This is a genomic window from Streptomyces sp. NPDC004327, from assembly GCF_042873935.1.
Classification (GTDB): domain Bacteria; phylum Actinomycetota; class Actinomycetes; order Streptomycetales; family Streptomycetaceae; genus Streptomyces.
The window spans coordinates 431,941-445,963 of sequence record NZ_JBIAME010000002.1; the positions used below are offsets into that span (position 1 = coordinate 431,941).

The following is a 14,023-nucleotide window of genomic DNA, read 5'->3' on the forward strand; positions in this document are numbered from 1 at the left end:
CTTCGTACATATTTCGTCGCGAAAAAGCAATGTGCCGGGAGTGCCCGATCTCACATCCGACGGGACTTCAGGTCCTCGGCGCCGGGACCAAGGACCCGGGATGATGGAACGCATGCTTCCCCTTCCCGCCCCCGTCCGCGCGCTGCGCCGCCGCGTGGACCGGTGGGCGGTGTCGCCGCGGGCGATGGACGTCGTCGCCGCGGTCTTCGCCTTCGGCCTGATGGTCCTCGACGTGCCGGGCCTCGCCCGCGCCGACAACTCGCTCACCGGCATCACCGCGACCCTGGTCCTCGCGGCCGGCGCATCGACGCTGGTGCTGCGCCGCAAGGCGCCCTGGGTGCCGTTCGCCGTGGCGATCTTCCTGATGGGCTGGCTGCACGAACTGACCATGATCCAGTTCGCGCTCTACTCGCTCGGCCGCTTCCGGGGCCGCCGGGTCTCGATGCTCGCCACCGCGCTCTACGTGGCCGCCGCCTACGTCTACTTCAACCTGCCCGGCTGGCCCGAGCGTCACGGCGAGACCCTCAGCGACTTCCTCAGCCTCGTCGTCCCCATCGGCGTCCTCGCAGCCGGCGTCGGCATCGCCGCCTACCGCCACGACCTGGTGCGCGCCCTGGAGGTCCAGCGCCGCGAGGCCGCCGCCCGGCAGGCCGTCCAGGAGGAGCGGATCTCCGTCGGCCGCGACGTCCACGACCTCGTCGGCCGCGAGCTGACCCTCCTCGCCGTGCGCGCCGAGGTGCTCTCCGTACGGGCCAGGGGAGAGGCGCACCAGCAGGACTTCGAGGAGCTCGCCGAGACCGCCCGGCGCGCCCACCGCATGCTCAACGAGACCATCGTGCGGCGCATCGACGACCCGGCCGGCACCCCGGGCCTCGACGGCCTCGGCGCGCTCGCCGAGGAGAGCGAGCGGATGGGCAGCCCGGTGCGCCTGGAGGTCGCCGAGGAGGCGAAGGCGCTCTCGCCGCTGCGCCAGACGGCCGTCCACCGCGTGGTCCGCGAATGCCTCACGAACGCCGCCAAACACGCCCCGGGCCTCCCGGTGACCGTCACGATCACGCTCGACGACCCCGACCTGCTGGCCATCGAGGTCCGCAATCCGCTGCCCCCGAACCCGCCCGACCGCGCCCCCGTCTCCACCGGCACCGGCCTGGTCTCCATGGCCGAACGCGTCACCAGCATGGGCGGCGCGGTGGACGCGGGGCGCGAGCACGGCGCGTACGTGGTGCGCGCCTCGCTGCCCGCGGGACTGCGGTAGCCGGGGAGCCCGGCGGCGCCCGCCGGGTCCTGTGGGGCCCGTGTCGGCGGTGCTTCGTAGACTGGGTGCGTGAGTGAGCCCCGCGACCCGAGCGACCCGAGCGACCAGTTCGACGACATCGTCGACAACGAGACCGACCGCGACCCCGACCTGGCAGTGATCGAGGCCGGCAGCCGCACCCTGCGTGCCATGGCCGGTCCGCCGCAGGGCGACCCGGTGCCGAGCCGGCCCGCCGACCCCGAGATCGACAAGGCGCTGCGCGACGTCGAGACCGAGCTGTCCACCCGCTGGGGCGAGACCAAGCTGGAGCCGTCGGTCAAGCGGATCGCCGCGCTGATGGACGTGCTCGGCGAGCCGCAGCGCGCGTACCCGTCGATCCACATCACCGGCACCAACGGCAAGACCTCCACCGCCCGCATGATCGAGGCCCTGCTCGGCGCCTTCGACCTGCGCACCGGCCGCTACACCTCGCCGCACGTGCAGACCATCACCGAGCGGATCAGCCTGGACGGCGCCCCGATCGACCCCGAGCGGTTCGTCGAGACCTACCGGGACATCGCGCCGATGGTGGAGCTGGTCGACGAGCGCGAGGAGTACCGGCTCTCGTTCTTCGAGGTCCTCACCGCGATGGCGTACGCGGCCTTCGCCGACGCCCCGGTCGACGCGGCCGTCGTCGAGGTCGGCATGGGCGGCACCTGGGACGCGACGAACGTCATCGACGCCTCCGTCGCCGTCGTCACCCCCATCGACCTCGACCACACCGACCGGCTCGGCGAGACGACCGGGGAGATCGCCGGCGAGAAGTCCGGGATCATCAAGCAGGGCGCGACCGTGGTCCTCGCCCAGCAGCCCGTGGACGCGGCCCAGGTGCTCCTGAAGAAGGCCGTCGAGGTGGACGCCACCGTGGCCCGCGAGGGCATGGAGTTCGGCGTGGTCTCCCGCGAGGTCGCCGTCGGCGGCCAGCTGCTGACCCTGCGCGGCCTCGGCGGCGAGTACCCCGAGGTGTTCCTGCCGCTGTACGGCGCGCACCAGGCGCACAACGCGGCCGTGGCGCTCGCCGCCGTCGAGGCGTTCTTCGGCATCGGCGCGGAGCACGCCCGCACGCTCGACATCGACACGATCCGCCGGGCCTTCGCCCAGGTGGCCTCGCCGGGCCGCCTGGAGGTCGTGCGCAAGTCCCCGACCGTCGTCCTGGACGCGGCGCACAACCCGCACGGCGCCCGCGCCACCGCGGACGGCATCACCGAGTCCTTCGGCTTCTCCCGGCTCATCGGCGTGGTCGCCACCAGCTCCGACAAGGACGCCCGCGGTCTCCTGGAGGCCTTCGAGCCGATCTTCGCGGAGGTCGTGATCACCGCGAACTCCAACCCGCGCTCCACCGATGTCGACGAGCTCGCCGCGCTCGCCGTCGAGGTCTTCGGCGAGGACCGCGTGGTCGTCGAGCCGCGGCTCGACGACGCCCTGGAGGCGGCGATCACGCTCGCCGAGGAGGAGGGCGAGTTCGGCGGCGCCGGCGTCCTCGTCACCGGTTCGATCTTCACGGTCGGCGACGCCCGGCTGCTGCTCAAGAGGGGCTGAAACCTGTGCGTACGCTCTGCGCCTCGACGCTGATCGGCGAGTTCTTCGTGATCGGCTTCGCCGGTCTGGTCGCCATGAAGGACGACTCGCTGGCCATGTCGACGGTCTGGACGGTCTGCGGGATCGCCATGGTCCTGTCGGTGCTGCTGTGCGGGATGATCACCCGTCCGGGCGGTGTGCAGCTCGGCTGGGCGCTGCAGATCGCGCTGATCGCCGGCGGCTTCTTCGTGCCGAGCATGTTCTTCCTCGGCGCGGTCTTCGCCGTCCTGTGGTGGGCCTCCGTGCACTACGGGCGGAAGATCGACGCCATCAAGGCCCGCTGGGCCGCCGCCGAAGGCTCCGCAGGGCCTGACGCTGCGTGATGACGGCTGGTGCGGGCCCTGTAGATTCTGTAGGGCCTGCCCGCCAGGCAACAGCCCCCGCACACCGTTGTCTGAAGGAGTTCCCCCGTGAGCCAGCGATCGCTCGTCCTGCTCAAGCCCGACGCCGTCCGCCGCGGCCTGGTCGGCGAGATCATCGGCCGTATCGAGCGCAAGGCCGGCTGGACCATCACGGCCCTGGAGATGCGCGCGCTCGACCAGGACACGCTGGAGCAGCACTACGGCGAGCACAAGGGCAAGCCCTTCTACGAGCCGCTGATGGGCTTCATGCAGTCCGGTCCGGTCGTCGCGCTCGTCGTCGAGGGCGAGCGGGTCATCGAGGGCCTGCGCACGCTGGCCGGCCCGACCGACCCGATCGCCGCCGCCCCGGGTTCGATCCGCGGCGACTTCGGCACCATCGTCCGCGAGAACCTGATCCACGCCTCGGACTCCGAGGAGTCGGCCGCCCGCGAGCTGAAGATCTTCTTCCCGGGCCTGGTCTGACCGCACTCTGACCTGCCATCATCCGATCAGCGCCATGACCTGGGGGCGACCGAAGGAATTCGGTCGCCCCCAGGCATATGAACGCCGATCCCGGGAACGGATCGCCGCGTCATTCCGTCACCTATACAGAGGTGGGGTGAGGCGGTCCGCCGCGCGGTATCCGGGCGGGCGGCACTACGATGGAAAACTCCACGCCGCACCACTTCAGCCACCACCTCGCCGACCTGAGAAGCCGTCAACGCTCCGCTAGGGAAGGCCCGACGCATCCTCATGGGAAACAAGGGGAACTCAATGTCGTTCATCGGCCGTGACATGGCTGTCGACCTCGGGACCGCCAACACGCTGGTGTACGTCAGGGGTCGAGGCATCGTTCTGAACGAGCCGTCCGTCGTCGCGATCAACACCAACACCGGCGGCATCCTCGCGGTGGGTGCCGAGGCGAAGAAGATGATCGGCCGGACGCCCGGCAACATCGTCGCCGTCCGCCCGCTCAAGGACGGCGTCATCGCCGACTTCGAGATCACGGAGCGGATGCTCCGCTACTTCATCCTCAAGATCCACAAGCGCCGCTACCTGGCCCGCCCGCGCGTCGTCGTCTGCGTGCCCTCCGGCATCACCGGCGTCGAGCGCCGCGCCGTCATCGAGGCGTCCACCCAGGCCGGCGCCCGCCAGGTGCACATCATCGAGGAACCCATGGCCGCGGCCATCGGCTCGGGCCTGCCGGTCCACGAGGCCACCGGCAACATGGTCGTCGACATCGGCGGCGGCACCACCGAGGTGGCCGTCATCTCCCTCGGCGGAATCGTCACGGCACAGTCGATCCGGGTGGCCGGCGACGAGCTCGACAACGCGATCATCCAGCACGTCAAGAAGGAGTACTCGCTCCTCCTCGGCGAGCGCACCGCCGAGCAGATCAAGATCACCATCGGCTCCGCCTACGACCTCGGCCAGGACGAGCACACCGAGATCCGCGGCCGCGACCTGGTCTCCGGCCTGCCCAAGACCGTCGTCATCTCCGCCGCCGAGGTCCGCAAGGCCATCGAGGAGCCGGTCAACGCCATCGTCGACGCGGTGAAGACCACCCTCGACAAGTGCCCGCCGGAGCTCTCCGGTGACGTCATGGACCGCGGCATCGTTCTCACGGGTGGCGGTGCCCTGCTCCGGGGCCTCGACGAGCGGCTGCGCCGCGAGACGGGCATGCCGATCCACATCGCCGAGGACCCGCTGGACTCCGTGGCCCTCGGCTCCGGCAAGTGCGTCGAGGAGTTCGAGGCGCTCCAGCAGGTGCTCGACGCCCAGCCGCGCCGCTGACCGCGGCGCCGGCGCCACCGCACACGCACACGCACAACTTCATCACCAACTTCATCATCAACCTCATCACCCGTCACATCCCGTCTTACTGAGGAAGGGCACGGCCGCCGCACGTGAGGGACACACGAGAGAGCCGGCTGCTCCTGGTGCTGCTGATCGCCATCGCGTTCGCATTGATCACGGTGGACATCCGAGGAGGCCAGGAGTCGCCGGTCGACGGTGCCCGACAGGCCGCGGCCGCGGTCTTCGGTCCCGTCGAGAACGGAGTCGCCTCGGCGGTCGACCCGATCGGCAACGCCATAGGGGCGGTCCGCGACTCCGGCGAGCGGCACAACCGCATCGCCGCGCTGGAGCAGGAGAACGCCGCCCTCAAGGCCAAGCTCGGCAGCGACGACCGCAACCGCAACCGGCTGCGCGAACTCGACTCCATGCTGAAGACCGCGGGCGCCGGCCAGTACGGCATCAAGGGCGCCGAGGTCATCGCCATAGGAGCGGCCCAGGGCTTCTCCTGGACCGTCACCATCGACATCGGCGCCCGCGACGGCGTCCGGCGCGACATGACCGTGCTCAACGGCTCGGGACTCGTCGGCCGCGTCACCACCGTCGGCCCCTCCACGTCGACCGTGCTGCTCGCCAACGACCCCGACTTCACCGTCGGCACCCGGATGGAGAAGACCGACGAACTCGGCTTCGCCACCGGCCAGGGCGACCGCCCGCTGCTCGTCCAACTGCTCAACGGCAAGGCCAAGGTCAAGCCCGGCGACCGGCTCGTCACCTTCGGCTCGCAGGCCGACAAGCCCTTCGTGCCCGGCGTGCCGGTCGGCGAGGTCGTCCGCGTCGACCCGTCCGGCGGCGGCCTGACCCGCAACGTCTACGTCCGCCCGTACGTCGGCTTCACCAAGCTCGACATCGTCGGCGTCGTCGTCCAGGCCCCGCGCACCGACCCGCGCGACATGGTCCTGCCGCAGAAGCCCAAGCCCGCGCCCACCGTGACGGTGACGGTCACCCCGACACCGACCGCGCCCGACGGGCAGCAGCAGGCCGGGCAGACGGGGGACCAGGCCGCGCGGAAGCCGGCCGACCAGCCCGGTGGGGCGCAGAACCCGCAGCAGCCGCAGGACCAGGGGGTCACACCGTGAAGATCAACCGCATCCTTCTCTCGGCCGCGCTGATCGTCGTCGCCCTCGTCGTCCAGGTCTCCGTCCTCGCCCGCCTCCAGCTCCCCGGCGCCGTCCCCGACCTCGTCCTGCTCACCGTCGTCGCCCTCGCGCTCGTGTACGGGCACGTCACCGGCGCCCTCGCCGGCTTCACCGCCGGGCTGCTCGCCGACCTCGCCCCGCCCGCCGACCACGCCGCCGGACGCTACGCCCTCGTGCTCTGCGTCGTCGGCTACCTCTGCGGCCTGGCCCGCCCCGACCACGGCCGGCTCAAGTCCGCCACCGGCCCGATGGCCGTGGTCGTCGCCGCCGCGATCGGCTCCACCCTGCTCTACGCGGGCGTCGGCGCCCTCGTCGGCGACACCGCCGCCCGCCATGTCGGCCTCGGCTTCCTGCTGTTCACGGCCGCCCTCTACGACCTGCTCCTCGCGCCGTTCACCGTGCCGCTCATCATGGCGATCGCCCGGCGCGCCGAGAACGACCCGCTCGCCGGGACCGACGGCGGAGGCGGCGCCGACGTCTCCTCCGGCTGGCTGTCCTCCGGCACCGGTCTGAGGATCGGCACCCAGCGCGGCGGCCTGCGCGTCAAGGCCGCCCGTAACCGCGCGTCACGCGCCGGACGCATCAAGGGAGTCAAGCGACTGTGACCCAGGGGGCAGCGGCAGCATGAGCAACATCCCCGAGACCGGGCGGACCCCCCGCGTCCAGATCCGGCTCGTGATCATCCAGGTCCTCGTCTTCTCCCTGCTCTTCACCCTCGGCGGACGCCTCTGGTACCTCCAGATCCGCAACGGCAAGGAGTACACCGACGAGGCGAAGAACAACCACGTCCAGCAGGTCGTCCAGCCGGCCGTGCGCGGCTCCATCCTCGACGCCCGCGGCGTCCCGCTCGCCGACAACGAGACCCGGCTCGTCGTCTCCGCCTCGCGCACCGACCTGCTGAAGATGAAGGACGACGGCAAGGCCGTCCTCACCCGGCTCGCCGCCGTCCTCGGCATGAAGCCCGACGAGGTCGTCAACAAGATCCGGCTCTGCGACGCCAAGACCCCCAAGCCGTGCTGGAACGGTTCGCCCTACCAGCCGATCCCGGTCACCGACGAGGCCACCACCCAGCAGGCCCTGCAGATCCGCGAGCGCGCCGAGGACTTCCCCGGCATCACCGCCGAACCCGCCGCCGTCCGCCGCTACCCGGCCCCCGGCAAGTCCCGCACCTCCCAGGTCCTCGGCTACCTCTCGCCCGTCACCGACGCCGAGATCGAGAAGGCCAAGGACAGCCCCTCGCCGTACCTGCGCTCCGACCAGGTCGGCCGCTCCGGCCTCGAACGCACCTACGACAAGGAGCTGCGCGGCAAGGCCGGCGTCACCCGCTACGAGGTCGACAACCTCGGCCGCGTCATCGGCCAGGCCAAGAGCGACCCGCCCCAGCCCGGCGCCAACGTCGTCACCTCCATCGACGCCCGCGTCCAGGCGGTCGCCGAATGGGAACTGCACAACGCGATGGTCGAGGCCCGCAAGACCTTCGACAAGAACACCAACGAGAACTACAAGGCCGACGCCGGCGCCGTCGTCGTCATGGAGGCCAAGACCGGCCGCATCGTCGCCATGGCCTCGCAGCCCGACTACGACCCCAACGCCTGGGTCGGCGGCATCTCTGCCAAGGACTACGCGGCCCTCACCGGCAAGAACTCCAACTTCCCGCTGCTCAACCGGGCCATCCAGGGCCAGGCCGCCCCCGGCTCCATCTTCAAGGTCATCTCGACCACCGCCGCCGTCAACGCGGGCTACGACTTCGACGGGCACTACCCGTGCACCAGCTCGTACTCCATCGGCAACCAGGTCTTCAAGAACTTCGAATCGCAGAACCACGGCCCCATCACCCTCGGCCGCGCCCTCGAAGTCTCCTGCGACACCGTCTTCTACGCCCTCGCCCACCAGCAGTGGATCAAGGACGGCGGCATGAAGCCGAAGAAGAACCCGGGCGACTGGTTCTACAAGACGGCCCATCAGTTCGGCCTGGGCGCCGAGACCGGCATCGATCTGCCCAACGAGGTCACCGGCCGCGTCCCCGACCGCCAGTGGAAGCAGCGCTTCTGGGAGGCCAACAAGGACTGGTGGTGCAAGAACGGCAAGAAGGGCGGCACCTACGTCCAGCAGCTCTCCTACGAGAACTGCCTCGAAGGCAACCTGATGCGCGCCGGTGACTCCGTCAACTACTCCATCGGACAGGGCGACACGCTCGTCACCCCCATCCAGATGGCCACCATCTACGCCGCCATCTCCAACGGCGGCACCCTGTGGAACCCCACCGTCGGCAAGGCCGTCATCAGTGCCGACGGCAAGAGGGTCGACGAGATCAAGCCCAAGTCGCACGGACACCTGCCGTTCAACGCGGACACCCGCAACTTGATAGACGAAGCCCTCGCGGGAGTCGCCACCCGCGGTACGGCCGCCTGGCGCTTCGGCGGCTGGCCGCAGGACAAGATCCCGATGCACGCCAAGACGGGCACCGCGGAGGTCTACGGCAAGCAGACGACCTCCTGGTTCGCCACCTACACCAAGGACTACGCGATCGTCATGACGATCGCCCAGGGCGGTACGGGCTCCGGCGCCTCCGGCCCCGCCGTGCGCAACATCTACGACGCGCTGTACGGCCTCGACGACGCCGGCAAGCAGGACCTGAAGCGCGCCCTGCTCCCGCAGCCGCAGAAGGCACTGCCGCGGATCGAGACGGACGGCTCCATCGACGCGCCGAAGATCGGACCGTACGACCCCGAGGCGCAGAAGGTCGACGCGACGAAGTCCCTGCCCGACGGCACCCAGCCCGGCGGCACCCCGCCCCCGTCCCCGCCGACCGGCCCCGCGACACCCACCAAGAAGCCGGACGACCCGCTCGCGGGCCCGCCCGCCACCCGCGGGAGGCTCTGAACGATGACCGCACCCACGGCCGCTCCGCGCGGGAGGCGCTGACCCGATGACCGCACCCCACGGCTTCTCCGTCTCGCGCTACGCGCCCGAGCGCGGCACCCTCGCCAAGCTCACCGCCCGCGACTCGGTGCTGCGCCGGCTCGACTGGCCGATCCTGCTGTCGGCGCTCGCGCTGTCGCTCATCGGCTCGCTGCTCGTGTGGTCCGCCACCCGCGGCCGCACCACGCTCAACCAGGGCGACCCGTACTACTTCCTGTTCCGGCACGTCCTCAACACCGGCATCGGCCTCGCCCTGATGGTCGGCACGATCTGGCTCGGCCACCGCACCCTGCGCGGGGCCGTGCCGATCCTCTACGGCATCTCGATCCTGCTGATCCTCGCCGTCCTCACGCCGCTCGGCGCGACCATCAACGGCGCGCACGCGTGGATCGTGATCGGCGGCGGCTTCTCGCTCCAGCCCAGCGAGTTCGTCAAGATCACCATCATCCTGGTGATGGCGATGCTGCTCGCCGCACGGGTCGACGCCGGCGACCAGCTCCACCCCGACCACCGCACCGTCGCCAAGGCCCTCGGCCTCGCCGCCCTCCCCATGGGCATCGTCATGCTGATGCCGGACCTCGGCTCCGTGATGGTCATGGCCGTCATCGTGCTCGGCGTGCTGCTCGCCTCCGGCGCCTCCAACCGCTGGGTGCTCGGCCTGATCGGCGCCGGCGTCCTCGGCGCCGTCCTCGTCACCGCACTCGGCATGCTCGACGAGTACCAGATCAACCGCTTCGCCGCCTTCGCCAACCCCGACCTCGACCCGGCCGGCGTCGGCTACAACACCAACCAGGCCCGCATCGCCATCGGCTCCGGCGGACTGCTCGGTGCCGGCCTCTTCAAGGGCTCCCAGACCACGGGCCAGTTCGTCCCCGAACAGCAGACCGACTTCGTCTTCACCGTCGCGGGCGAGGAACTCGGCTTCGTGGGCGCCGGCCTCATCCTCGTCCTGCTCGGCGTCATCCTGTGGCGCGCCTGCCGGATAGCGCGTGAGACGAGCGAGCTCTACGGCACGATCGTGGCCGCCGGCATCATCGCCTGGTTCGCGTTCCAGTCCTTCGAGAACATCGGCATGACGCTCGGCATCATGCCGGTCGCCGGCCTGCCGCTGCCGTTCGTGTCCTACGGCGGCTCGTCGATGTTCGCCGTATGGGTCGCGATCGGACTGCTGCAGTCGATCAGGGTGCAGCGGCCCATGACGGCGTAGTCCACACTCCCTCCCGGGGCCTTCCGGTCGTAGATTCGTTGCATGGCGGAGAAGCGGCCGGAGACGAAGCGCGAGATCGAGCGCAAGTACGAAGCCGGTGCGGACGTGCGACTCCCGGACCTGACCACGGTCCGGGGCGTCGCCGCAGTCCACCCGGAAGGCGTCATGGAACTCGACGCCGTCTACTACGACACCGCCGGCCTCCGCCTCGCCGCCGACTCCCTCACCCTGCGCCGCCGCACCGGCGGCTCCGACGCCGGCTGGCACCTCAAGTTCCCCGTCGCCGCCGGAATCCGCGACGAGATCCGCGCCCCGCTCTCGGACACCCTCCCGGGCTCCCTCGCAGCCCTCCTCCGCTCCCGGGTCCGCACCGAACCCGTCATCCCCGTCGTCCGCCTCCGCTCCTCCCGCGACGTCCACCACCTCACGGCCGAGGACGGCACCCTCCTCGCCGAACTCTCCGTGGACACCGTCCACGCCGACCGCCTCACGGGAGGGGGCCTGCGCGAGAGGGCCCGCTGGACCGAGATCGAGGTCGAACTGGCCGACGACGCCGACCCGGCGATCCTCGACGCGGTCGAGAAGCGACTGAAGAAGGCGGGCATCCGGCCGTCGGCGTCCCCGTCGAAGCTGGCGCGGGCGCTGGAGGAGACGGGGATGCGGGCGCCGGAGACGGGGCGAGAGGCGCGCGAGGCGGGGCGCGAGGGGGCGGAGACGGGGCGAGAGGCGCGGGAGGCGCGGGAGGCGGGGCGCGAGGTCGCCGCGCCGGACGCCGGCACCGCGGGCGCCGCCGTCCTCGCGTACGTACGCGAACAGGCCGACGCCCTCGTCGCCCTCGACCCCGCCGTCCGCCGCGACCTCCCCGACGCCGTCCACCAGATGCGCGTCGCGTCCAGGCGCCTGCGCAGCGCGTTCCGCACGTACCGCAAGGTCCTGGACCGGGACGTCACCGACCCGCTCGCCGACGACCTGAAGTGGCTCGCCGCCGAGCTGGGCCACGCCCGCGACCTGGAGGTCCTCGACGCCCGCCTGCGCGCGGGGCTCGCCGCACTGCCTCGGGACCTCGTCATCGGCCCCGTGCGCAGACGGCTCGGGACCTGGAAGTCGGCCGAGGGCGGCGGCTCCCGGCGCCACACCCTCGACGCGCTCGACTCGCCCCGCCACCTCGCGCTCCTCGACCGCCTCGACGCCCTCCTCGCCGCCCCGCCCCTCCTGCCCGCCGCCCACAAGAGCGCCGCGAAGGTCCTCCCCAAGGCCGTCCGGCGCGACTACCGCCGCCTCGCCAAGCGCGTCGAGGCCGCCCTCGCCCTCGACCCCGGCCGGGACCGCGACCTCGCTCTGCACTCCGCCCGCAAGGCCGCGAAGCGCGCACGCTACGCCGCCGATGCCGCCACCCCGGCCCTCGGCCGGCCGGCGAAGCGGTTCGCCTCCCGCGTGAAGGCCGTCCAGACCTGCCTCGGCGACCACCAGGACAGCGTCGTCGCCCGCGCCGCCCTGCGCGACCTCGCCGCCGCGGCCCACGACGCGGGCGAGCCGTCGTTCACCTGGGGCGTCCTGTACGGGCGCGAGGAGCGGTCCGGCGCGGACCGGCAGCGCGAGCTGCCGGAGCTGTGGAAGCGGGCGTCGGCCCCGAAAATCCGGGCGGCACTGAGCCACTGAGCACCGGGGTACGCTTGAGAGTCGCCCCCCTGCCAGCTCACGAAGGTTCGAGATGTCTGCTGCCGAGTCTGTCTTCCCGCAGCTCGAAGCTCTGCTCCCGCACGTGCAGAAGCCGATTCAGTACGTCGGTGGAGAGCTGAACTCCACGGTCAAGCCGTGGGAGTCCGCCGACGTCCGCTGGGCGCTGATGTACCCGGACGCGTACGAGGTCGGTCTGCCCAACCAGGGCGTCATGATCCTGTACGAGGTGCTGAACGAGCGCGAGGGCGTCCTCGCCGAGCGCACCTACAGCGTGTGGCCGGACCTCGAAGAGCTGATGCGCGAGCACGACGTGCCGCAGTTCACGGTCGACAGCCACCGCCCCGTGGGCGCGTTCGACGTGTTCGGCCTGAGCTTCTCCACGGAGCTCGGCTACACGAACATGCTCACGGCGCTGGACCTGGCCGGCATCCCGCTGGAGTCCAAGGACCGCACCGTCGACCACCCGATCGTGCTCGCCGGCGGCCACGCCGCCTTCAACCCCGAGCCGATCGCCGACTTCATCGACGCGGCGATCATCGGCGACGGCGAGCAGGCCGTGCTCGACATGACCGAGATCATCCGCCAGTGGAAGGCCGAGGGCCGGCCCGGCGGCCGCGAGGAGGTCCTCTTCCGCCTCGCCAAGACCGGCTCCGTCTACATCCCGGCGTTCTACGACGTCGAGTACCTGCCGGACGGCCGCATCGGCCGTGTCGTGCCCAACAAGTCCGGTGTGCCGTGGCGCGTCTCCAAGCACACCGTCATGGACCTCGACGAGTGGCCGTACCCCAAGCAGCCCCTCGTCCCGCTCGCGGAGACCGTCCACGAGCGCATGTCCGTCGAGATCTTCCGTGGCTGCACCCGCGGCTGCCGCTTCTGCCAGGCCGGCATGATCACGCGCCCCGTGCGGGAGCGAAGCATCACCGGCATCGGCGAGATGGTGGACCGCGGCCTGAAGGCCACCGGCTTCGAGGAGGTCGGCCTGCTGTCGCTCTCCTCCGCCGACCACACCGAGATCGCCGACATCGCCAAGGGCCTCGCCGACCGGTACGAGGAGGACAAGGTCGGCCTGTCCCTCCCCTCCACCCGCGTGGACGCCTTCAACGTCGACCTCGCCAACGAGCTGACCCGCAACGGCCGCCGTTCCGGTCTCACCTTCGCCCCCGAGGGCGGCTCCGAGCGCATGCGCAAGGTCATCAACAAGATGGTCTCGGAGGAGGACCTGATCCGGACCGTCTCCACCGCGTACGGCAACGGCTGGCGCCAGGTGAAGCTGTACTTCATGTGCGGCCTGCCGACGGAGACGGACGAGGACGTCCTGCAGATCGCCGACATGGCGATGAACGTGATCGCCGAGGGCCGCAAGGTCTCCGGCCAGAACGACATCCGCTGCACGGTCTCCATCGGCGGCTTCGTCCCCAAGCCGCACACGCCGTTCCAGTGGGCCCCGCAGCTCTCCGCCGAGGAGACCGACGAGCGCCTGGCAAAGCTCCGCGACAAGATCCGCGGCGACAAGAAGTACGGCCGCTCGATCGGCTTCCGCTACCACGACGGCAAGCCCGGCATCGTCGAGGGCCTCCTCTCCCGCGGCGACCGCCGCATCGGCGCCGTCATCCGCGCGGTGTACGAGGACGGCGGCCGCTTCGACGGCTGGCGCGAGTACTTCTCGTACGACCGCTGGATGCAGTGCGCCGAGAAGACGCTCCCCGACTTCGGCGTGGACGTCGCCTGGTACACGACCCGCGAGCGCACCTACGAGGAGGTCCTGCCCTGGGACCACCTGGACTCCGGTCTCGACAAGGACTGGCTCTGGGAGGACTGGCAGGACGCCCTCGACGAGACCGAGGTCGACGACTGCCGCTGGACGCCGTGCTTCGACTGCGGCGTGTGCCCCGCGATGCAGACCGAGATCCAGGTCGGACCGACCGGCAAGAAGCTGCTGCCGCTGTCGGTCGTGAACAAGTAGCCGCGTAACGCTCGCGTGACGGCCCGGCGGAGGGTGAACCCTCCG

At 71.0% G+C, this 14,023-nt stretch carries 11 protein-coding genes; all 11 read left to right on the plus strand.

Annotation, left to right across the window (positions count from 1 at the left end):
• Positions 1–112: 112 nt before the first annotated feature.
• The 11 genes from ACFYU9_RS07960 to ACFYU9_RS08010 all read left to right on the plus strand — a co-directional run bounded on the left by ACFYU9_RS07960 (position 113) and on the right by ACFYU9_RS08010 (position 13,978).
• Positions 113–1,255 carry a sensor histidine kinase gene (locus ACFYU9_RS07960; RefSeq protein ID WP_389343609.1) on the plus strand — a complete coding sequence of 381 codons (1,143 nt, stop codon included), beginning with the start codon at positions 113–115 and terminating at the stop codon, positions 1,253–1,255.
• A 69-nt stretch (positions 1,256–1,324) separates the two neighbouring features.
• On the plus strand, positions 1,325–2,833 hold the full coding sequence (locus ACFYU9_RS07965) for a bifunctional folylpolyglutamate synthase/dihydrofolate synthase (RefSeq protein ID WP_389206143.1): 1,509 nt from the start codon (positions 1,325–1,327) through the stop codon (positions 2,831–2,833).
• 5 nt (positions 2,834–2,838) lie between these two features.
• Complete coding sequence (locus ACFYU9_RS07970) at positions 2,839–3,195, plus strand: DUF4233 domain-containing protein (RefSeq protein WP_389206141.1); 357 nt, start codon at positions 2,839–2,841, stop codon at positions 3,193–3,195.
• Between the two features lie 87 nt (positions 3,196–3,282).
• The gene (ndk, locus tag ACFYU9_RS07975) at positions 3,283–3,696 is read left to right on the plus strand and encodes a nucleoside-diphosphate kinase (RefSeq protein WP_389206140.1); all 414 of its coding nucleotides are present in this window, start codon (positions 3,283–3,285) and stop codon (positions 3,694–3,696) included.
• A gap of 291 nt (positions 3,697–3,987) precedes the next feature.
• The gene (locus ACFYU9_RS07980) at positions 3,988–5,007 is read left to right on the plus strand and encodes a rod shape-determining protein (protein WP_389206138.1); all 1,020 of its coding nucleotides are present in this window, start codon (positions 3,988–3,990) and stop codon (positions 5,005–5,007) included.
• A 113-nt stretch (positions 5,008–5,120) separates the two neighbouring features.
• A complete protein-coding gene (gene mreC, locus ACFYU9_RS07985) occupies positions 5,121–6,146 on the plus strand; it encodes a rod shape-determining protein MreC (protein ID WP_389206136.1) in 1,026 nt (341 codons plus the stop codon).
• Entirely contained in the window at positions 6,143–6,811 is a 669-nt protein-coding gene (mreD, locus tag ACFYU9_RS07990) for a rod shape-determining protein MreD (protein WP_389206135.1), read from the plus strand. Before mreC ends, mreD begins: the two co-directional genes overlap by 4 nt.
• A 19-nt stretch (positions 6,812–6,830) precedes the next feature.
• A complete protein-coding gene (gene mrdA, locus ACFYU9_RS07995; protein ID WP_389343612.1) occupies positions 6,831–9,089 on the plus strand; it encodes a penicillin-binding protein 2 in 2,259 nt (752 codons plus the stop codon).
• 46 nt (positions 9,090–9,135) lie between these two features.
• Positions 9,136–10,335 carry a rod shape-determining protein RodA gene (rodA, locus tag ACFYU9_RS08000; RefSeq protein WP_389206132.1) on the plus strand — a complete coding sequence of 400 codons (1,200 nt, stop codon included), beginning with the start codon at positions 9,136–9,138 and terminating at the stop codon, positions 10,333–10,335.
• Between the two features lie 42 nt (positions 10,336–10,377).
• Positions 10,378–11,994, plus strand: coding sequence for a CHAD domain-containing protein (locus ACFYU9_RS08005; RefSeq protein ID WP_389343615.1), 1,617 nt, complete (start codon positions 10,378–10,380; stop codon positions 11,992–11,994).
• Between the two features lie 52 nt (positions 11,995–12,046).
• Positions 12,047–13,978 (plus strand): TIGR03960 family B12-binding radical SAM protein, encoded by a 1,932-nt coding sequence (locus tag ACFYU9_RS08010; RefSeq protein ID WP_389206128.1) that lies wholly within the window; start codon positions 12,047–12,049, stop codon positions 13,976–13,978.
• Positions 13,979–14,023 lie beyond the last annotated feature (45 nt).